The organism is Candidatus Brevundimonas phytovorans (assembly GCA_029203145.1).
Classification (GTDB): Bacteria; Pseudomonadota; Alphaproteobacteria; order Caulobacterales; family Caulobacteraceae; genus Brevundimonas; species Brevundimonas phytovorans.
Genome location: CP119309.1, coordinates 3,176,167 through 3,197,350 on the forward strand (window position 1 = coordinate 3,176,167; position 21,184 = coordinate 3,197,350).

A 21,184-nucleotide genomic window follows, 5' to 3' on the forward strand; every position below is an offset into this window, starting at 1 on the left:
GCGACGGGGTGGGGCGTCTGGGCGTTCATGCGTCAAGTCTAGGCGAGGGCTGAACCTCGGCGCGCAAAACGGATGAAAATGACCCTAGGGCGTTGTTTTCTTGGAAGGGGAGATGCGAGGTCTGGGGGAGATGGCAGTTGGAGGCCACCCTTCTCATGGTGGAAGAGAGCTGTCGCTCACATCCGATCTTGTGGCTTTTTCAGGCAGCGGGCAGGCGGCTGCGATACGGCTGACGCCGAGGGGCGACGACCACCTCACCCTTTCGCCTTGCCAATCGCTTTGCTCTTGGAGGCTCAAGCCCTCTCCCATTGGGAGAGGGAAGGCGAAACGAAAAACGCCGGGCTCTCGAGGAGAGCCCGGCGGTTCTGTCGTGGCGTTGATCCCAGGGATCAGGGCTTAGGCGCTGTAGCCCTTGCCGCCGTTCGAGGGGCGGCGGTTGCGCGGGCGGCGCTGCATTTCGCCGACGGGCTTGGGCTCGGCCGAGGGCTGGGCGCGCGGCGACGACTTCGGACGTTCGCCGGCCATGGGGTCATAGACGGCGGCCGGACGGTCGGCGTGGTGGGTGCGGTCGCGGTTCGGGCCGGCCTTGCGCTGACGGTGCGGCTGACCGCCGCCCTCCGGCTTGACGCCGTCGCGACGCGGGTTGCGGTTGCGGCCTTCGCCGCCGCCGCCGCCGCGTCCGCCACGGCCGCCGCGCTCTTCACGCTCGGGCAGGGTGGCCTTCTGCTTGACGCCGGCGGCCATGATCGAGGCGTCGAGCATGCCCAGGGCCTTGTCGTTACGACGGTCGATGGCCGGGATCTTCTGGCGCGTGACCTTCTCGATGTCCTTGAGCAGCTTCATCTCGTCGCCGGCGACGAAGCTGATGGCCGTGCCGTCAGCGCCCGCGCGGGCCGTACGGCCGATGCGGTGGACATAGGCTTCCGGCACATAGGGCAGCTCGAAGTTCACGACGTGCGTGACCTTGTCCACGTCGATGCCGCGGGCGGCGATGTCGGTGGCGACCAGGACGCGCAGCTTGCCCTGCTTGAAGGCTTCCAGGGCGCGTTCGCGTTGTGACTGGCTCTTGTTGCCGTGGATGGCGCCGGCTTCGACGCCGCCGGCTTCCAGATAGGCCGCAACCTTGTCGGCGCCGTGCTTGGTCTTGGTGAAGACCAGGCAGCGGGTATAGGCCGAGTCAGAGAAGAGCTCGGTCAGCAGGGCGCGCTTGCGACCCTGTTCGATGTGGACGACCGACTGCTTGATGCGCTCGACCGTGGTGGCCTGCGGCGTGACCTGGACCTTGACCGGGTCCTTCAGCAGCTCGCCGGCCAGCTTGCCGATCTCCGACGGCATGGTGGCCGAGAAGAAGAGGTTCTGACGCTTGGCCGGGATGCGGCTGACGATCTGACGGATGGGCTTGATGAAGCCCAGGTCCAGCATCTGGTCGGCTTCGTCGAGGACGAAGATTTCCGTTTGCGACAGGTCGAGGGTCTTCTGTTGCAGGTGGTCCAGCAGGCGGCCCGGAGCGGCGACCAGGACGTCGAGGCCCTGTTGCAGGGCGCGTTCCTGAGGGCCGTACTTCACGCCGCCGAAGATGACGGCGACGCGGAAGCCCAGGTGCTGGCCGTACTGCTTGAAGCTGTCGGCGATCTGGGTGGCCAGTTCACGGGTGGGCGACAGGATCAGGCAGCGCGTGGTGCGCGGCTTGGGCGCGATGCGGTTCTCGGCCAGGCGATGCAGGATCGGAAGGGCGAAGGCCGCGGTCTTGCCGGTGCCGGTCTGGGCGATGCCCAGCAGGTCCTTGCCCAGCATGACGTCGGGAATGGCCTTGGCCTGGATCGGCGTCGGCTGGGTGTAGCCGGTGGATTCCAGGGCCTGGAGGAGGGCCTTGTTCAGGCCCATGGATTCAAAAGTGGTGTTGCTCACGTAGCGTCTTTCGCTTGCGGAAGTGCGCATCCCGCGTGCGTCGGGTCGAGAAGGCGGAAGCCTTCTGACCGCACGCAACAACGAAGAGACGCACCGCCAGTCCCGATAGAGCTTCGGAATGAAGCCGTCGGGGTGGATCGGGGCGTCGCCCCGCGTGTCCGGACGACGTAATGACTCTGAGGTCTTGCCGGCTGCGTCTGCAATCAGGTCTTCGGGGAGGAAGACCCACACGCGTTGCAGGAAGTCGGCCATCGCATGGTGCGATGCAGCGCAGATGGGCCTCAATAACGGCCAAGTCAAGGCGGCGGGGTCGCCGCCTTGAATGTTCAGGCTCCGGCGAGGCCGTTCAGGGCGGCGTAGATCTGTTCGTAGTTTCCGTCGATCTCGGCGCGGCGCAGGGGTTTGACCCGTTCGACCAGGATCTCGCCGCGCGGGGTCTCGCCGCGTTCAATCAGGTCGACCACCTCAGCCGTATAGGCGGCCAAGGGCATGGAGGCGGGGTTTTCGGCGTGACCGGGCATGAGGTCGGTCGCCACCGCCGGCGGCGCCAGCTCCAGCACCTCGACCGAGGTGTCGGCCAGTTGGGTGCGCAAGGACTGGGTCCAGGAATGGATGGCGGCCTTGGTGGCGTTGTAGGTCGGCGTGGCGACCAGAGGGATGAAGGCGAGGCCTGAAGTGACGGTGATGACGGTCGAGGCCGGCCGGGCCCGCAGATGCGGCAACAGGGCCATGGTCAGCCGGATCGGGCCCAGCAGGTTGGTGGCGATGGTGGTTTCGGCGGTCTCCAGCGAGAAGGGCTCGGCGGTCAGATCCTCGGTCTGCATGATCCCCGCATTGTTGATGACCCCGTTCAAGTCGGGATGATCGCGCACGACCTGGGCGGCGAAGGCGCGGATCGCGGCGGCGTCCTCCATGTCCAGCGTGGCCCAGGCCATGCCGGGGTTGGCGTCGGAGACGGCCTTCAGCGGCGCCTCACGACGCCCGGTGATGATGACGCGATTGCCGCGGGCGTGCGGGCTTTCGGCCAGGGCGCGGCCGATGCCGCTGCCGCCGCCGGTGATCAGGATGGTGTTGCCGGTGATCTTCATGTCGGGCTCCTTCGGCGTGCGCATTCACGCCGAGGCCCAGTTATGAGCTATACTCTCCAATCGAAAGCAGGCACCAGAAACCGCCATACTTACCTCATGGGAAGATTTGGATATGGCTGACGTCCCGCCCGCAAGAATCTCATCCCCCTACAGCGACGAGGCGGCTGATCCGCGCGTCGAGGTCCTGGTCAATGAGGTCATCGGGCGGGTGGCGGACAAGTGGACCATGCTGATCCTGGAGGTGCTGGAGCAGTACGGCGAGCAGCGTTTCAGCCGTCTCGGCGAACGGGTCGGCGGCATCAGCCAGAAGATGCTGACCCAGACCCTGCGTCAGATGGAGCGTGACGGCCTGGTGGTGCGAACCGTGCATCCGGTCATCCCGCCGCGCGTCGAATACCGGCTGACCGACCTGGGCGTGACCCTGGCCGAAGCCTTCTGCGGGGTCTGGACCTGGGCGGAGAAGAACCTGGATCGTATCGAGGCGGCGCGGCTGGCCTTTGATGCGCGCAAGGCGGCGGGCTAGCCCAGCAGGCTGACGGCCATATTGACCGCCAGGGCCAGGATCACCGTGTTGAACAGAAAGGCCACCAGGCTGTGCAGGGTGGCGATGCGGCGCAGTCTCTGACTGCTGATCTGGATGTCGGCGGTCTGGTTGGCGACGCCGATGATCAGGGCGAAATGCAGAAAGTCCCAGTAGTCGGCGTCGTCCTCGCCGGGGAAGATCAGCCCCTGGCGGTCGCCCTTTCCCGTGTCGGCGGGGGCGTAGAACTCATGCGCATAGTGCAGGGTGAAGAGGACGTGGACGAACAGCCAGGACAGGGCGATGACGCCGATGGAAAAGAGGGCCGAACCTGTCGAGGGCTTGCCGCCGCCCGCCGCCTCCACGACGATGATGAAGACGCTGGCCGCCGCCGCCAGCAGGCTGAGCGGCAGGACGGCGCCGCCCGCCTGATCCAGTTCGGCGGCGCGCTTGCGGATGGCCTCGACCGAGCGGGCGCGCATCAGACGGATGAAGGTCAGGGCCAGGAAGGCGGCGGCGCCCGCGCCCCATCCCGCCGCGATCCGTGTCGGCCAGTCCCGCAGGTTGGGGGACAGGGCGATGACCACAACCAGAACCGCCAGCCCCAGCCACAGGGCGGCGTGCAGACGGAACAGGCGGGCGATCCAGCTCATGCGGTGATGATTACGCCGTTCGGTCGCGGGGGCCAGTGGCTTCCAGGCGTCTGAACGAATCCTCGCTCGGCCCGTTGGAACGGGCTGGAGGACTGACCCATGGCGACGCGGCCGACCTGGCAGGGACATCTGAAGCTGTCGCTCGTGACCTGTCCGGTCGCGCTCTATACGGCGACCAGCAGCGCCGGCGACGTGCGCTTTCACCTGATCAATCCGGCCACCAACAATCGCATCCGCATGGTGACGACGGACCCCGACACGGGACCGGTCGAGCGGTCCGACCTGGTCAAGGGCTATGAGATCGCCAAGGACGAATACGTCCTGTTCGACGAGGCTGACTTCGACAAGGTGAAGCTGGAGAGCACCCGGACCATTTCCATCGATCAGTTCGTCGACGAGGCGGAGATCGACCGGCTCTATTGGGACGACCCCTTCTATGTCGTGCCGGAAAAGGGCGTGGGGGTCGAAGCCTTCGCCGTGATCCGCGAGGCGATGAAGACGGCGGGAAAGATCGCCCTGGGCCAGCTGGTGCTGCGCGGCAAGGAGCGGCAGCTGGCGCTGGAGGTCCACGGCAAGGGGCTGGTGGCCTATACCCTGCGCGCCCACGACGAGGTGCGTGACGCCGACGCCTTCTTCGACGACATCCCCGAGGTGAAGGCCGACGCCGACATGGTCGAGATCGCCGCGCGCATCATCGGCCAGAAGGCGGCGGCGTTCGATCCCACCCGCTTCCACGACCGTTACGACGAGGCTCTGAAAGAGATGATCGAGGCCAAGCAGAAGGGCGGCAAGGGGGTGGTGGCCGTGGCCGAGCCGGACGACACCAATGTCATCGACCTGATGGCGGCGCTGAAGGCCAGCCTGAAGGGCTCGGCGTCGAAGGCGGGGTCGGGCAAGCCTGCGGCCAAGAAGCCCGCGGCGAAGAAGAAGGCGGGCTAGAGGTCCGCCGTGCTGACCACCTGGCCGAAGTGGTGACGCCACAGGCGTTCGCCCAGGTCGCCCGAGCGGTCCAGCGACGAGCCGACCGTCAGGTCGCGGATCAGGGTCGGGGTCAGGCCGGCGTCGAACAGGGCGAAGCCGGCCGCCAGGACGCAGGTATCGGCCTGGATGCCGCAGACCAGGACCCGCTTCGGGTTCAGCGCCTTCAGATGGGCGACCGTCTCCAGCGTCGGGGCATAGCCATGTTTCACGTGAACCACGTCGGCCTTGATCAGGCTGTCGTCGTCGGGGCCGGGGGTCCAGCCGAGCTGGCGCTGAAAGGGCGTGACGGTCTCGTCATGGCGCTCGACCGTGGCGATGGAGGGCATGGTCCCGACCAGGCGGTTGATCCCGGCGATCAGCCAGTCCGGCGGATTGAAGCTGGGCTGGACGTCGATGATCAGAAGGGCCTGACGCATGGCCGTGGCCGAAGCTTCTTGGGTCAGCGCTTCTTGCCCAGTTCGGCGGCGATGTCCTTGGTCATGCGGCCGACCTTGCGGTGAGCGGCGGTGATCTGGTCCTTGGTCACGCCCCAGCGCTTCATGAAGTATTCAACGGACTGACGCTCGGACAGGTCGATCCGGTCCTTGTCGATGAAGCCGCGCTTGTCCTTGAGGCCCGCCATGGGGAGTGTCCTTGATCCGTAAAGACAAAGCCTAGCACCAAAGCGGCGAAACGGCCCCTCCTTCGGTCGAAGGAAGAGCCGTCTTTTTGTTAGCCGCGCGCCGGGGCGGTTGTAGGGATTGCGCGAGCCTCGCGCCGGACCAGCAACAGGACCAGGATCAGTCCCGAGGCGGCCATCACCGCCCCGGCCAGGGCCACGGCCGGATAGCCGAGGTTCAGACCGATGACCGCGCCGCCCAGCGCAGCGCCGATGGCGTTGCCCAGGTTGAAGGCGCCGATGTTCATGGCCGAGGCCAGGTTGGGCGCGTCGCTGGCGGCGGTCATGACGCGCATCTGCAGCGGCGGCACCAGGGCGAAGCTGGCCACGCCCCAGAGGAAGATGACCACGGCGGCGGGCGCCTGCCACGGCATGACGACGGCGAACAGGACCAGCAGGGCGGCGAGACTGGCCAGGGTGATGATCAGGGTGCGGTCCACCGACTTGTCGGCAAAGCGTCCGCCCAGCCAGTTGCCGACCGTCAGGCCGACGCCATAGACGACCAGCATGGCGGTGACGAAGGCGCTGGAGGCCAGGGTCTGTTCCTTCAGGATCGGGGCGATATAGGTGAAGACGGTGAACATGGCGCTGGAGCCGATGACGGTCAGGGCCAGGGCCGCCAGCACCGGGCCGCGTTTCAGCACCGCCAGTTCGGCCTTCATGGCGCCGCCGTCGCTCGAGGCCTCGACCTTGCCGTGCGGCAGGGTCAGGCGCAGGGCGACCATGGCCAGGGCGCCGAGCCCCGCAATGCCCCAGAAGGAGGTGCGCCAGCCCAGGGTCTCCCCAGCCCAGGCGGCCAGAGGCACGCCGGTGATGTTGGCGATGGTGAGGCCCATGAACATGGCGGCCACGGCGCCCGCACGCTTGTTCGGCGCGACCACGCTGGCGGCGACGATGGAACCGACGCCGAAGAAGGCCCCGTGGTTGAACGAGGTCACCACCCGCGCCGCCATCAGGCTCCAGTATTCCGGGGCGACGGCCGACAGCAGATTGCCCAGGGTGAAGATTCCCATCAGGCCGATCAGCAGGGTCCGGCGCGGCAGGCGGCCGGTGGTCAGGGTCATCAGCGGCGCGCCGATCAGGACCCCGAAGGCATAGGCGCTGACCAGCAGGCCGGCCGCCGGGATGGAGACGCCCAGGTCGCCGGCGATGACCGGCAGCATGCCCATGGGGGCGAACTCGGTGACGCCGATGCCGAAGGCGCCGACCGCCAAGGCCAGCAGGGGAGGGTTGAGCTTCATGGGGGAGGCCTGTCTTGTTTCGAGCGAACAGATGGCGCAGGCCAGGATCAGGGAGTAGGGCTGGGTTCGGTCAAACATCTGTGCGCTGGAGGCACGAATGAGCGGAATCGCGGTCAACCGCGCGGGCGAACTGGCGGTGTTCGAGGCGGCGGCGCGGACCGGCAGTTTCTCGGGCGCGGCGCGGGAGCTGAACCTGACGCCCTCGGCGGTCAGCCGCACCGTGGCGCGGACCGAGGCGCGGCTGGGGGTGCGGCTGATGATCCGCACCACGCGCAGCCTGACGCTGACGGCGGAGGGCGAGGCCTATCTGCAGGCGGCGCGGAGAATCCTGGCTGATCTGGACGACGCCGAGCAGGCCATCGCTGATCAGGGGGCGCCGCGCGGACGGCTGCGGGTCAGCGTGTCCCAGTCGCACGGGCGGCTGCACGTCGTGCCCTTGCTGGGCGCGTTCACGGCCCTCTATCCGCACATCCTGATGGACATCAATCTGACTGACGCCGTGGTCGACATCGCCGCCGGACAGGCGGACGTGGGCGTGCGCTCGGGGCCGCTGGACGACAGCGGGCTGACGGCGCGCAAGGTCAGCGAGACGCGGCGCGTCATCGTGGCCTCGCCCGACTATCTGGCGGGTTCAGGGACGCCGAGCGTCCCTGAGGACCTGCATGCCCACAACTGCCTGAACTTCAATTTTCGCCGGGCCGAGCCGGTCTGGCCCTTTGTGCGCGACGGGCAGGAATACCGACTGACGGTGCAGGGCGGCATCGAGGCCAACAACGGCGAGACCCTGGGCCAGCTGGCCGCTGACGGGGTGGGGATCACGCGGGTCGGGGCCTTCAGCGTGGCCGACGCCATCGCCGCCGGTCGACTGGTCCCCCTGCTCGAAGACTTCAATCCCGGCGATGTGGAGAACACCCATGCGGTCTTTGTGGGCGGCGCCAATACCCCGGCGCGGGTGCGGGTCTTCGTCGACTTCCTGGCCGAGCGGTTGAAGGCCTAGCCCAGCTTGCGGATCGCAGGCTTCAGCGAGGCGGCCGAGGCGCGGAACTCCGCCCACGGATCGGCTTGCGTCAACAGGGCCGCAGCGGTCCACAGGTTGAAGGCTTTCGGGTCGAGGCCGGGCTTCACCTGATCCCAGAACAGGGGGCAGGCGATCCCGGCGCCGGGCCGGGCGCGGGGCGACCAGGGGGCGACGGCGGTGGCCATGCGGCCGTTGCGGAGGTAGTCGAGGAAGATCTTTCCGCCGCGCGCCTTCTTGGCCAGGGTGGTGGTGAAGCGGTCGGGATGGGCGGTCTTCAGCGCCTCCGACACCCCCTTGGCAAAGGCCTTGGCCGCGTCCCAGTCGATGCGGCTGCGGGCGTCGGTCTTGATCGGAACGACGACGTGCAGACCCTTGCCGCCGGTGGTCTTGACGAAGGGGGTGAGGCCGAGCGCTTCGAGCCGGGGCTTCAGCAGGAGGGCGGCGGCGATGACGTCCTCGAAGTCGAGGCCTTCGTCGGGGTCGAGGTCGAAGGTGATCTGGTCCGGGGTCTCGGGATCGCCGGGTTTGCAGCCCCAGGGGTGCAACTCCAGCCCGCCCGACTGGCCGACGGCCACCAGCCCGCCGACATCGACGACGGCGACATAGGGCTGGCGCTCATGGACGTCGATCAGCTGGAGCCGGGGGCTGTGGCCGGCCATGGCGTGGCGCTGAAAGAAGGTCTCGCCCGCGATGCCGTCCGGGGCGCGGATGATGGAGACGGGGCGCTGCATCAGGTGCGGCAGGAGGCGGTCGGCGGCGGCCTCGTAATAGCGGACCAGATCGCCCTTGGTGATCGGCGGGCGACCGTCGAAGCCCGGCCACAGCACCTTGTCGGGATGGGAGATGGCGACCCCGGCGACGACCCGCTTGCCGGGCTTGGCGGCGGCGGCTTTGACGACCGGCGGCGCGCGCGGGGCGTCGGTCACGTCGGACGGCGCCTTGTCCTCGCGCAGGCCCTTGAAGGCGGCCTGACGCAGGGAGCCTGCCTCGGTATAGCCGCCGTGCTCGATCTCGGCGACCAGGGTCGGCGTGGTCCAGTGGAGGTCGGCCTCCGCCTTGGGCGCATTCGCCCCGACGAAGGACGAGCGGTCGGCGGCGGCGGCCTTCAGCGCGGGCAGCAGGGTCCTGGTCAGGGCCGTCGAATAGCCGGTGCCGACGCGGCCGAGATAGCGCAGACCGCCTTTCGTCTTCACGCCGACCAGCAGGGAGCGAAAGCGGGTTCCGCCCTCGGACGACCAGCCGCCGATCACCACCTCGTCGCGGCCCCGGCACTTGGACTTGACCCAGGCGGCCGAGCGCCCGGCGCGATAGGGGGCGTCCAGCTTCTTGGAGATGACGCCTTCCAGATGCATGCGGCAGGCGCTTTCCAGAATGGCCTGACCGCTGGCGCCGAAGTGCTCGACGTAGCGCAGGCGCGTGGCGGCGGCGCTGGGCGTGCGGTCGATCAGGGCCTGAAGCCGGGCCTTGCGATGCGACAGGGGCAGGGCGCGCAGGTCCTCCGGCCCGTCGAACAGGAGGTCGAAGGCGAAATAGACCAGTTGGTCGGTCCGACCCTCCGATAGGGCGGTCTGCAAGGCCGAAAAATCCGGCATGTCGTGCGCGTCGATCGCGCACAGCTCGCCGTCCAGCACGCCGTCGGGCCAGAGGGCGGCGTCGGCGGCCAGTTCGGGGAAACGCTCGGTCCAGTCCAGACCCTTGCGGGTGCGCAAGGTCGCGCGGCCATGGCCGACGGCGATCTGGATGCGGTAGCCGTCGAACTTGATCTCATGGGCCCAGCCCGGCGCCGAGGGCGGATGGTCGGCGACCTTGCACAGCTGGATGGGGACGAAGGCGTGGGGGCGGGCTACGGGCCGGGCGGCCTTGGTCGGCTTGGGCTTGGGCGGGGCCTTGCGACTGGTGGGCTTGGAGGCGGTCCATTCCGTCGCGCCCTCGGCGATCTGGGCCAGGCTGCGGCCGGTGGTGACCGAGGCGTCGATCTCGGCCAGGGCGTCGCCCTCGCCGTCGACGGCGTGCGCGTCCTTCTCCTTGACCAGCAGCCAGTTGGCTCTCTGCTTTCCCGCTTCCTGGGGCTTGCCGCGATCAGACTTGAGCCGGATCAGGGCCCAGCCGCCCTTCAGCCGTTCGCCGTCCAGCGTCAGCTTGACCACGCCCTTCCTGAAGGCCGCATCGAGATCCGCGTCCTGGGGCGTCCATTCGCCCACGTCCCACAGCTGCACCGTGCCGGCGCCATAGTTGCCGGCGGGAATCGTCCCCTCGAAGTCGCCGTAGTCGAGGGGATGGTCCTCGACCTCGACCGCCAGCCGCTTGACGTGGGGGTCGCGCGACGGGGCCTTGGTCACGGCCCAGGACTTGAGCACCCCGTCGTGCTCGATGCGGAAGTCGTAGTGCAGGCGCGAGGCGGCGTGGCGCTGGATCAGATAGCGCAGGCCGGTCTGGCGGGCCTTCGCCTTGCGGCCCTTCGGCTCCGGCGTGACGCCGAAGTTCCGTTTGGCCTGATAGGTGTTGAGCTCGCCGCGCGCCGCCATCCAGCCAGAACGCAGAGGGGCGGCGAAGGCTTCACGCGCTCGCCGCCCGCTTGATCAGTGCATGGCCTCGCCGTGCTGGCTGTAGTCGAGACCCTCGATCTCGGCCTCCTTCTCGACGCGCAGGCCGACGGTGTATTTGCAGATCATCAGCACCACGAAGGTGCCTACGGCGCTCCACAGCATGGCGCCGCCCAGGCCGATGGCCTGCTTCCACAGGGTGGCCCCTTCGGCGGCGGGGTTGATGGCGGCGTTGGCGAAGACCCCGGTCAGCAGGGCCCCGGCGATGCCGGCGATGCCGTGCACGCCAAAGGCGTCGAGGCTGTCGTCGTACTTGAGTTTGTGCTTGAGCCAGACGGCGCCGACATAGGCGACGGGGCCCGAGATCAGGCCGATCAGGAAGGCGCCCCTGGGGTCGACGAAGCCGGCGGCGGGGGTGATGGCGACCAGGCCGGCGACCACGCCGGTCAGCAGGCCCAGCAGGGTCGGCTTCTTCTTCAACGTCCATTCCACCGCGATCCAGCCGACGGCGGCGGCGGCGGGGGCCAGCAGGGTGTTGAAGACGGCGACGGCGGCGATCTCATTGGCCCCGGCGGCCGAGCCGCCGTTGAAGCCCATCCAGCCGACGAACAGCAGGCCTGTGCCGATGGCGGTGAAGGCCAGGTTGTGCGGGGCCATGTTGTCGCGACCCCAGCCGTGACGCGGGCCGAGCACGATGGCGCAGACCAGACCGGCCACGCCGGCATTGACGTGGACCACGGCCCCGCCGGCGAAGTCGAGCACGCCCAGCTCGCCCATCCAGCCGCCGCCCCAGACCTGGTGGCAGATCGGCGCATAGACGATCAGGTGCCACAGGGTGAAGAAGAGGACGCTGGCCGAGAACTTGATCCGCTCGGCGAAGGCGCCCGCGATCAGGGCGGGGGTGATGATGGCGAAGGTCAGCTGATAGCTGATCCACAGGAACTCGGGCAGGCCGGGGGTCAGGGCGTGGGCCGTCTTCACCCCCACACCGTTGAGGAAGAGGGCCTGGACCCCGCCGATGAAGCCGTTGGTGGCCGCGCCGCTGGTCCCGAAGGACAGGGTGTAGCCGGCCATGAACCAGAGGACGGTGACGATGGCCATGGCCGCCGTGGAATGGGCGATGGTGGCGATCAGGTTCTTCTTCCGAACCATGCCGCCGTAGAAGAGGGCCAGACCCGGCAGGGTCATCATCAGCACCAGGGCTGTTGAAGTCAGGATCCAGGCTGTGCCGGCGCCGTCGAGCGCCAGCGGAACCTGATGCGCCAGCAGACCGGGCGGGGCGGCGGCGAAGGCGGGCGCCGCAAGGGCCATGGCGAAAAGGCCGCAACAGAATGCTGCGGCCTTGGAAATCGTCGGTGCTGTCATGAAGGTCTCGGGGAGAAGACGCGGGCGAAAAGGAAGGGCGACGTCAGGCCGGTTGGGCCAGCCTGACGTCGGTTTCGGCGGCCTCGGCGGCGAGGACGGTCTTGGGGACGATGCGGACGAAGCGCGGTGCGAAACCGGACCAGTCGGCCAGGATGCGTCGGGCCAGGGGCGAGGCGGTGGCGGCGGCGTGGGCCTCGATCAGGGCCTTCAGCCGCGCTTCGGCCTCGGCGTCGATGCGACCGACCCCGGCCATGTCGCCGTTCAGGGCCTGAGCCGCGCGGCCCTCGGCGTCGAGCACGAACAGCTCGCCGCCGCTCATGCCTGCCGCCAGGTTCCAGCCGACGGCGCCGAGCACGACCACGCGGCCGCCGGTCATGTATTCGCAGCCGTGCGCGCCCAGGCCCTCGACCACAGCCTCGGCGCCGGAGTTGCGGACGGCGAAGCGTTCGCCCGCCGCCCCCGCCACAAACAGACGGCCGGAGGTGGCGCCATAGAGGGTGGTGTTGCCGCAGACCTGCTGGTCAGCGCGCCACTCATAGGGACGGATATGGATGTCGGCGCCCGACAGACCCTTGCCGACGTAGTCGTTGACCTCGCCGGTGACGTCGAGGATCAGGCCGCGTGCGCCAAAGGCGCCGAAGCTCTGACCGGCGATGCCCTCCAGCTTCAGCTTCAGGCGGCCCTGCGGCCCTTGCGGGCCGAACTTGCGGACGATGGCCGAGGAGATGCCGGCGCCCGCGGTGCGCTGGGTGTTGTTCAGAGGATAGGACAGCTCCAGCGTCTGGCCGCGCTCGAGGAAGGCGGCGGCGTCCTTCAGCACCAGGGCGTCCAGGCTCTCGGGCACGGGTTGGCGCACCTTGTCGGCCCAGCGGCCGGGGCGGTCGACGTCGACCTTCATCAGCAGGGGGTTGAGGTCCAGGTCGTCCAGATGCGAACCGCCGCGCCGCGTCTGACGCAGCAGGTCGGTGCGGCCGACAATCTCATCAATGGTGCGCGCGCCGATGGAGGCCAGGATTTCGCGCACCTCTTCGGCGATGAAGGTGAAGAGGTTGACCACCTTTTCCGGCGTGCCGGTGAACTTGGCGCGCAGGCGCTCGTCCTGCGAACAGACGCCGACCGGGCAGGTGTTGGAGTGGCACTGACGCACCATCAGACAGCCCATGGCGATCAGGCCCGAGGTGCCGATGCCGTATTCCTCGGCACCCAGCAGGGCGGCCAGGACCACGTCGCGGCCGGTGCGGATGCCGCCGTCGGCGCGCAGGGACACGGACGAGCGCAGGTGGTTCAGGCTGAGGACCTGATGCGCCTCGGCCAGACCGATCTCCCACGGCATGCCCGCGTGCTTGACCGAGGTCTGCGGCGAGGCGCCGGTGCCGCCGTTGTGGCCGGCGATCAGGATGGCGTCGGCCTTGGCCTTGGCGACGCCCGACGCAATGGCGCCGATGCCGGTCGAGGAGACCAGTTTGACCGTGACCTTGGCGTCGGGATTGATCGCCTTCAGGTCGTAGATCAGTTGGGCCAGATCCTCGATCGAATAGATGTCGTGGTGCGGCGGCGGGCTGATCAGGGTCGTGCCCGGAACGGCGTGGCGCATCCGGCCGATGAACTCGGTGACCTTGAAGCCGGGCAGCTGGCCGCCCTCGCCGGGCTTGGCGCCCTGGGCGACCTTGATCTCGATCTCGCGGCACTGGTTCAGGTATTCGGCGGTGACGCCGAAGCGGCCCGACGCCACCTGCTTGACCGCCGAGTTGGCGTTGTCGCCGTTCGGACGCGGGACGTAACGCGCCGGGTCCTCGCCGCCCTCGCCGGAGACGGCGCGCGCGCCCATCCGGTTCATGGCGATGTTCAGGGTCTCGTGCGCCTCAGGCGACAGGGCGCCCAGGGACATGGCCTGGGACAGGAAGCGGCGGCGGATGTCCGAGACGCTTTCGACCTCGTGCAACTGGACCGGGGTCAGCCCCTCCTTGAAGTCCAGCAGATCGCGCAGGGCCAGGTCCGGCTGCTCGCGGACGGCGGCGGAGTATTGCTTGAAGCGCTTGAAGTCGCCGCGGTTCACCGCGTCCTGCAACAGGTGGATGGTCCTGGCGTCATGGGCGTGGGCCTCGCCGCCGGCACGGATGCGGAAGAAGCCGCCCATCGACGGGGAGGGGACGGCTGCGCCGAAGGCGACCGTGTGACGCTTGAGCGCCGCCTGCTCCAGACCGGCCAGACCGATGCCGGAGATGCGCGACGGGGCACCGGGGAAGAACTCGGCGGCCAGGGCGCGCGACAGGCCCAGAACCTCGAACTCGCAACCGCCGCGATAGGCGGAGATGATGCTGATGCCCTTGCGCGCCAGCACCTTGAGCAGGCCGGCCTCGATGCCGTGCTTGTAGTTCAGGCAGGCGTCGTGAAGCGTCAGGCCCGGATAGACCCCGCGATCCAGACGCTCCTGGAACAGCTCCTGCGCCAGCCACGGGTTGACCGCCGTAGCGCCGACCCCGACCAGAACGGCGAAGGCGTGCGGGTCCAGGGTCTCGGCGGAGCGCACGACCAGGGAGCAATAGGTCCGCAGACCGGCGGCGATCAGGCGGCCGTGGGTCCCGGCGGTGGCCAGGATCATGGGCGCGGCCAGACGCTCGGCCGAGGCGTGTTCGTCGGTCAGGACGATCAGGGTGGCGCCGTCGCGCGCGGCGGCCTCGGCCTCGTCGCGGATGCGGTCGAGCGCCTGACGCAGGCCCGCGCCGGAGCGGTCGTCTTCAGCCGGGACCGGATAGGTGCAGTCGATCACCGTGGTCGAGCCGTCGGCGACGACGCCCAGCAGGCGCTGATACATGCCGGTGGTCAGGACCGGGCTGTCCAGCACGAAGACCTCGGTCTGGGCCTCGTCCTGGGCCAGGATATTGCCCAGGTTCTTGAAGCGGGTCTTCAGGCTCATGGCCCCGGCTTCGCGCAGGGGGTCGATGGGCGGGTTGGTGACCTGGCTGAAGTTCTGGCGGAAGTAGTGGGCCAGGGGGCGCGGCAGGCTGGACAGGACGGCGGGCGGGGCGTCGTCGCCCATGGAGCCCACGGCTTCCTTGCCGTCGCGGACCAGGGCGTCCAGCAGCAAATCCAGGTCCTCGCGGCTGAAACCGGCGGCGATCTGACGCCGGATCAGGGCCTCGCCGGTGGCGGCGCGCGGCTCGGGTCCGGGGCCGATGATGGGCTCCAGATCGACCATGTTGTCCAGCCAGTCCGAATAGGGCTGGGCGGCGGCCAGGGCGTCAACGGCCTCATGCTCGTCGTAGAGACGGCCGTGCTTCAGGTCGACGGCGATCAGCTTGCCGGGGCCGATGTGCAGGCGGCGCTTGATGCGGCCCTCGGGCAAGGGGACCAGACCGGCCTCGGAGCCGGCCAGCAGCAGGCCGTCGACGGTCTCGACGGCGCGCAGGGGGCGCAGGCCGTTGCGGTCCTTGCCGGCCACGACCCAGCGACCATCAACGGCGCACAGGGCGGCGGGGCCGTCCCACGGCTCCATCACCGCATTGCAGTAGGCGTAGAGGGCGCGGTGCTCGGGCTTCATCACCACGTCGTCCGAGGACCAGGCCTCGGGCACCAGCAGGGCCTTGGCCAGGGGGGCAGGGCGCCCGGCGCGGACCAGAACCTCGAAGACATTATCCAGGGCCGCCGAGTCCGAACCGCCCGGCTGGACCACCGGCTTGACCTCCTGGTCGCGGTCGCCGAAGGCCGAGGCCGCCATGCGGATCTCGTGGGCGCGCATCCAGTTCAGGTTGCCCTGAAGCGTGTTGATCTCGCCGTTGTGGGCCAGCATGCGGAAGGGCTGGGCCAGCTTCCACTCGGGGAAGGTGTTGGTCGAGTAGCGCTGGTGGAAGACGGCGTAGCCGGCGACGACCGTGGGGTCGTTCAGGTCGTGATACAGCTGACCCAGCAGCTCGGCGCGGACCATGCCCTTGTAGACGATGGAGCGGGCCGACAGCGAACACAGGTAGAAGCCGTTCAGGCCCGAGGCCTGCACCGCCTTTTCGATGCGGCGGCGGCACAGGAAGAGCTCACGCTCCAGCGCCTCGATCTCCATGCCCTCGGGCGCGGCCAGCATGATCTGTTCGATCTCGGGCCGAGTGGCGTCGGCGCGCACGCCCACGACCGACAGGTCCATCGGCGTCTGGCGCCAGCCGTAGATGTAGAAGCCCGAGCGGATGGCCTCGGCCTCGACGATGGCGCGGGCGTGGTCCTGGGCGCCCAGGTCGGTGCGCGGCAGGAAGACCTGACCCACGGCGATGGGGCCGGGACGCAGGGTCTGGCCGACGGCGCGCACCTGGGCCGCGAAGAAGGCCTGGGGCAGCTCGATCATGATGCCGGCGCCGTCGCCGGACAGGCCATCGGCGTCGACCGCGCCGCGGTGGGCCACGGCCTTCAGCGACTGGATGGCCATCTCGACGATTTCACGCCGGGGCTTGCCGTCGATGGCGCAGACCAGACCCACGCCGCAGGCGTCGCGCTCGGACGAGGCGTCATAGGCGCCGCCTTCGATCAGGCGGGCGCGGTTCTCTTCATACTGGGCCAGCCAGTTCGATTGCGATGCGTCGGTCATGCGGCGGCTTCCTCGGTACGCGCGCGCAGGTAACGGTCGATTTCGGCCGCAGCGTCCTGACCGTCGCGCACGGCCCAGACGACGAGGGAGGCGCCGCGCACGGCGTCTCCGGCGGCGAACACGCCGGGCAAGGTGGTGGCGAAACCGCCACGCGCCACCTGCAGGGTGTTCCACTTGGTCAAGCCAAGGTTGGCGTCAAGCTGCTCGGCGAAGGCCTCGGGCTCAAAGCCGAGGGCCTCGATCACCAGGTCGGCGGGCAGGTCGAAATCCGAACCGGCGACGGGGGCGATGTCGCGACGGCCGCCAGCCGAAGCGTCGGTCAGGGCCATGCGCTGGGCGCGGACGGCGGTGACGGCCTCGCCCTTGGACATCAGGGCCTTGGGCGCGCCCAGCCATTCGAAGCGGACGCCTTCCTCCTCGGCGTTCTGCACCTCGCGGGCCGAACCCGGCATGTTCTCGCGGTCGCGGCGATAGAGGCAGACGACGCTGTTGGCGCCCTGACGGATGGCGGTGCGGACGCAGTCCATGGCCGTGTCGCCGCCGCCGACGACGACGACGTCGCGACCGGCCGCGTGGGGCGCGGACGCATCAGCGGCGTCGCCGCAGTCGACGCGGTTTTGGGCGATCAGGAAGTCGAGCGCGGCGACGGTGTCGTTGGGACCACGACCGGGCACGGCCAGGGTGCGGGCCTGATAGACGCCCATGGCCAGCAGGACGGCGTCATGGCGGTCGCGCAGCTCGTCCATCGAGATGTCGACGCCGACCGAGGTGTTGAGCACGAACTGGACCCCGCCCTCGATCAGGCGGTCGATGCGGCGCTGGACGATGCGCTTCTCCAGCTTGAAGCCGGGGATGCCATAGGTCAGCAGGCCGCCGGCGCGGTCGTGACGGTCATAGACGGTGACGGCGTAGCCCTCGCTGCGCAGACGGTCGGCGGCGGCCAGACCCGCGGGGCCTGAACCGATGATGCCCACGCTCTGGCCGCGTTCGGCCAGGGGGCGGATGGGCTCGACCCAGCCGTTGTCGAAGGCGGTGTCGGCGATCCAGGCCTCGACCGAGCCGATGGTGACGCCGTCCCAGCCGGACTGTTGCAGGGTGCAGGCGCCCTCGCACAGGCGGTCCTGCGGACAGATGCGGCCGCAGATTTCCGGCATGGTCGAGGTCGAGGCGGCGACGCGCCAGGCCTCGCGCAGGTCGCCGTCGGCGGACAGGGCCAGCCAGTCGGGGATGTTGTTCTGCAGCGGGCAGGCGTTCTGGCAGAAGGGCACGCCGCAGTCGGTGCAGCGCGACGCCTGGGCCGTCCCGCTGACGGCGGTCGGCTTGAGCGTGATCTCCGTAAAGGCGCGTACGCGCAGATCAGCGGGCTGTTTCTCCAGCCGACGCTGCTCAATCAGAAAACCACCAGGGTTGGAACGACCACCTTTTTGCATCTGCTCATTAAGCGAAATATGCGGCGTCGGTGCAAATATTTTCCGCAGCAAAGCCTTAAAATCATGAAGGTGGGCATGAAGTGAGTTGGATTTCCATAACCTTGGCATATTGCGACCGTTTATTGGTGTGCGCCGCAGCATGAAATTCCGCTGTCTCGGGCGCGCGGGCGGCCTCGGGGCGGATTAAATTTCGGAAAGGTTGGTTTCTGGCGACGTAGCGCCGTTACGGTCGCGCCATCGCGATATCGCATTGGGGGAATCCATGACCATTTCCGCTCGCCGCCTGGCCCTACTGGGCGGGGCCGCTGTCAGCCTTCTGGCCGCCGCCGCTCACGCCGCCCCGGCGCCCGCCGCCGCGCCCGCCGCTCAGAACCGGGCCGCCGCCGCCGCGCTTCCGGCCCTGCCGGACGTGGACATTGCCTTCACCAAGATGGTGCTGCCCAACGGCCTGACCCTGATCGTCCATGAGGATCACAAGGCGCCGATCGTGGCGGTCAACATCTGGTATCACGTGGGGTCCAAGAACGAGCCGACCGGACGCTCGGGCTTCGCCCATCTGTTCGAGCACCTGATGTTCAACGGGTCGGAAAACTTCAACACCGACTTCTTCAAGGCCACCGAGCTGCTGGGCGCCACCGACCAGAACGGCACCACCAACACCGACCGCACCAACTATTTCCAGAACGTGCCGACCTCGGCGCTGGACAGCGTGCTGTGGCTGGAAAGCGACCGCATGGGCCACCTGCTGGGGGCCATCGACCAGGCGCGCCTGGATGAGCAGCGCGGCGTCGTCCAGAACGAGAAGCGCCAGGGCGAGAACCAGCCCTATGGCCGTGTCTGGGACGCGATCACCGAGGCCACCTATCCGGCCGATCACCCCTATGGCCACACCGTCATCGGCTCGATGGCCGATCTGGACGCCGCCAGCCTGGACGACGTGAAGGGCTGGTTCCGCGACTACTACGGCGCCGCCAACGCGGTGATCGTCCTGGCCGGCGACATCACGCCTGACGAGGCCCGCGCCAAGGTCGAGCGCTATTTCGGCGACATCCCCTCGGGTCCGCCTGTGACCCAGCCCCAGCGCATGATCGCCAAGATGCAGGGCGCCCAGCGCGAGGTCATGTTCGACCGCGTCGGCCAGCCGCGTCTTTACAAGGTGTGGAACGTGCCGCCGACCGGCGAGGCCGCGACCGACTATCTGGGTCTGCTTGGACAGGTGCTGTCGTCGGGCCGCACCTCGCGTCTGCACAAGCGTCTGGTCTTCGACGATCAGGTGGCGACCAGCGTCTTCGCCGGCACTTCGGAAAGCGAGATCGGCAGCCAGTTCCTGGTCATGGTGACGGCCAAGCCGGGTCAGGACCTGGCCGCCATCGAGCGGGTGGTCGATGAGGAAATGGCCCGCCTGCTGCGCGAAGGCCCGAGCGCCGAAGAGCTGGAACGCGCCCGCACCGTCACCGGCGCCTCCCTGGTGCGCGGTCTGGAACGGATCGGCGGCTTCGGCGGCAAGTCCGACCGTCTGGCCGAGAGCCAGGTCTTCCTCGGCGATCCCGGCGCCTGGAAGGTCAGCTACGACCGTCTGCTGGGCGCCACCTCGGCCAATCTGACGGCCGCAGGCCGCGAATGGCTGAGCGACGGCAGCTATGCCCTGGAGGTTCTGCCCTTCCCGGACTTCACCACGGCGGCGACCGGGGCCGACCGCTCCAGGATGCCGGAGGCCGGGGCCGCGCCCCAGGCCGACTTCCCCAGCTTCGAGCGCTTCACCCTGTCGAACGGGCTGAAGGTGGTGCTGGCGCCGCGCACCGGCGTGCCGACCGTCAGCATGAACCTGATCGTCGAGGCCGGTTCGGCGGCAGACCCGGCCGGCAAGAACGGCGTGGCCCAGCTGGCGCCCGCCGTCATGACCAACGGCACGGACCGTCTGAACGCCCTGCAGATCAGCGACCAGATCCAGCTGCTGGGCGCCTCGATCGGCGCCGGATCGGCGGTCGACTACACCAATGTCTCGCTGAACGCGATCGCCTCGCGGCTGGAGCCGTCGCTGGCCCTCTATGCCGACATCATCCAGAACCCGGCCTTCCGGGCCGAGGACTTCCAGCGGGCCCAGGCCCAGCAGGTGTCGGCCATCCAGCAGTCGAACCGCAACCCCGGCGCCATCGCCAGCCGGGTGCTGGCGGCCAATGTCTTCGGGCCTGAAAACCCCTATGGCCGCCCGACCTCGGGCAGCGAGGCCAGCGTTCAGGGTCTGACGCCCGCCGACGCCGAGGCCTATCACGCCGCCTGGTTCCGCCCCGACAACGCCACCCTGGTGGTGGTCGGCGACACGACCCAGGCCGCGCTGGCCCCGGCGCTGGAGAAGGCCTTCCGCACCTGGAAGGCGCCCTCGACCCCGCTGCCGGTCAAGCCGGCCGCGCCGGCCCTGCCGTCGCAAGGCGCGCCGCGCGTTCTGATCGTGGATCGCGCCGGTCCGCAGTCGTCGATCACCGCCGGTCGTCTGGCCCCGGCCTTCGACGCCGCAAGCGAAGGGGCCATCGACGTGGCCAACACCGCCCTGGGCGGCGCCTTCACCAGCCGCATCAACATGAACCTGCGCGAGGACAAGCACTGGTCCTATGGCGCGGGCTCGGGTCTGCGCACCACGCGCGGCGAGCGGATGTTCCTGGTCTCGACGGGCGTCCAGTCGGACAAGACCGCCGAGAGCCTGGTCGAGATCCGCAAGGAGCTGACCGACGTGGTCGGGTCGCGACCCCTGACCGAGGCGGAGATCGCCGCCGTGCGCTCGAACCTGGTCCTGGGGATGGCCGGCAACTGGGAAACCAACGCCGCCGTGGCGGGCGACCTGACCAGCATGGTCGTCTATGGCGTGCCGGAAAACTACTATGACGGCTACGCCGCCTCGGTGAACGCGACCGATCCGCAACGGGCCTCGGTCGCGGCGCGCGCCATCGTCGGCGACGGGCCGACGACCTGGGTCGTGGTCGGCGACCGCGCCGCCATCGAGCCCAAGATCCGCGCCCTGAACCTGGGCGAGGTGCAGGTGGTCGATACGGAGGGCCGACCCGTCAACTGACGGACCGGTTCGGCACGACAGGAAAGGGCGGCGCTGCGGCGTCGCCCTTTTTCTTTGGCCTCTATTTCGCCGCTTTTGGGAACGGCCCGGCTTTCGGCGGGTTGAGGCAAGGCCAAGCTGAACCCCCAGGCTGAACCCCCAA

Annotated in this window: 14 protein-coding genes; 4 read left to right on the plus strand and 10 right to left on the minus strand. The window is 68.9% G+C overall.

The window, feature by feature from the left end:
* Positions 1 to 396: 396 nt before the first annotated feature.
* Positions 397 to 1,884 carry a DEAD/DEAH box helicase gene (locus tag P0Y52_15565; protein ID WEK59516.1) on the minus strand — a complete coding sequence of 496 codons (1,488 nt, stop codon included), beginning with the start codon at positions 1,882 to 1,884 and terminating at the stop codon, positions 397 to 399.
* A 350-nt stretch (positions 1,885 to 2,234) separates the two neighbouring features.
* Complete coding sequence (locus tag P0Y52_15570; protein WEK57933.1) at positions 2,235 to 2,996, minus strand: SDR family NAD(P)-dependent oxidoreductase; 762 nt, start codon at positions 2,994 to 2,996, stop codon at positions 2,235 to 2,237.
* A 112-nt stretch (positions 2,997 to 3,108) separates the two neighbouring features.
* Here P0Y52_15570 and P0Y52_15575 point away from each other — a divergent pair, with 112 nt between their 5' ends.
* Positions 3,109 to 3,519: a helix-turn-helix domain-containing protein gene (locus P0Y52_15575; GenBank protein ID WEK57934.1), complete on the plus strand. Its 411-nt coding sequence runs from the start codon at positions 3,109 to 3,111 to the stop codon at positions 3,517 to 3,519.
* Here the strand turns inward: P0Y52_15575 and P0Y52_15580 are convergent.
* Positions 3,516 to 4,169 carry a DUF1345 domain-containing protein gene (locus tag P0Y52_15580; GenBank protein ID WEK57935.1) on the minus strand — a complete coding sequence of 218 codons (654 nt, stop codon included), beginning with the start codon at positions 4,167 to 4,169 and terminating at the stop codon, positions 3,516 to 3,518. The two genes, P0Y52_15575 and P0Y52_15580, sit on opposite strands and share 4 nt — an antisense overlap.
* Positions 4,170 to 4,268: 99 nt before the next feature.
* Between P0Y52_15580 and P0Y52_15585 the strand changes: the two genes are divergently transcribed.
* A complete protein-coding gene (locus P0Y52_15585) occupies positions 4,269 to 5,108 on the plus strand; it encodes a Ku protein (GenBank protein WEK57936.1) in 840 nt (279 codons plus the stop codon).
* Here P0Y52_15585 and P0Y52_15590 read toward each other — a convergent pair.
* The 3 genes from P0Y52_15590 to P0Y52_15600 all read right to left on the minus strand — a co-directional run bounded on the left by P0Y52_15590 (position 5,105) and on the right by P0Y52_15600 (position 7,127).
* Positions 5,105 to 5,566, minus strand: coding sequence for a cysteine hydrolase family protein (locus tag P0Y52_15590; GenBank protein ID WEK57937.1), 462 nt, complete (start codon positions 5,564 to 5,566; stop codon positions 5,105 to 5,107). The genes P0Y52_15585 and P0Y52_15590 overlap by 4 nt on opposite strands.
* A gap of 23 nt (positions 5,567 to 5,589) precedes the next feature.
* Positions 5,590 to 5,772 carry a DUF3606 domain-containing protein gene (locus P0Y52_15595; protein ID WEK57938.1) on the minus strand — a complete coding sequence of 61 codons (183 nt, stop codon included), beginning with the start codon at positions 5,770 to 5,772 and terminating at the stop codon, positions 5,590 to 5,592.
* 89 nt (positions 5,773 to 5,861) lie between these two features.
* Positions 5,862 to 7,127: an MFS transporter gene (locus P0Y52_15600; GenBank protein WEK57939.1), complete on the minus strand. Its 1,266-nt coding sequence runs from the start codon at positions 7,125 to 7,127 to the stop codon at positions 5,862 to 5,864.
* Positions 7,128 to 7,146: 19 nt separating this feature from the next.
* Here P0Y52_15600 and P0Y52_15605 point away from each other — a divergent pair, with 19 nt between their 5' ends.
* On the plus strand, positions 7,147 to 8,046 hold the full coding sequence (locus tag P0Y52_15605; protein WEK57940.1) for a LysR substrate-binding domain-containing protein: 900 nt from the start codon (positions 7,147 to 7,149) through the stop codon (positions 8,044 to 8,046).
* Here the strand turns inward: P0Y52_15605 and ligD are convergent.
* The 4 genes from ligD to P0Y52_15625 are packed head-to-tail and all read right to left on the minus strand — an operon-like array spanning position 8,043 to position 17,975.
* A complete protein-coding gene (gene ligD, locus P0Y52_15610; GenBank protein WEK57941.1) occupies positions 8,043 to 10,592 on the minus strand; it encodes a DNA ligase D in 2,550 nt (849 codons plus the stop codon). The genes P0Y52_15605 and ligD overlap by 4 nt on opposite strands.
* A gap of 54 nt (positions 10,593 to 10,646) precedes the next feature.
* Positions 10,647 to 11,975 carry an ammonium transporter gene (locus P0Y52_15615; GenBank protein WEK57942.1) on the minus strand — a complete coding sequence of 443 codons (1,329 nt, stop codon included), beginning with the start codon at positions 11,973 to 11,975 and terminating at the stop codon, positions 10,647 to 10,649.
* 43 nt (positions 11,976 to 12,018) lie between these two features.
* A complete protein-coding gene (gene gltB, locus P0Y52_15620) occupies positions 12,019 to 16,545 on the minus strand; it encodes a glutamate synthase large subunit (GenBank protein ID WEK57943.1) in 4,527 nt (1,508 codons plus the stop codon).
* Positions 16,542 to 17,975, minus strand: a complete 1,434-nt coding sequence (locus P0Y52_15625; protein WEK57944.1) for an NAD(P)-dependent oxidoreductase — start codon at positions 17,973 to 17,975, stop codon at positions 16,542 to 16,544. Before P0Y52_15625 ends, gltB begins: the two co-directional genes overlap by 4 nt.
* 262 nt (positions 17,976 to 18,237) lie before the next feature.
* Between P0Y52_15625 and P0Y52_15630 the strand changes: the two genes are divergently transcribed.
* A complete protein-coding gene (locus P0Y52_15630) occupies positions 18,238 to 21,042 on the plus strand; it encodes a pitrilysin family protein (protein WEK57945.1) in 2,805 nt (934 codons plus the stop codon).
* The last annotated feature ends 142 nt before the right edge of the window (positions 21,043 to 21,184 follow it).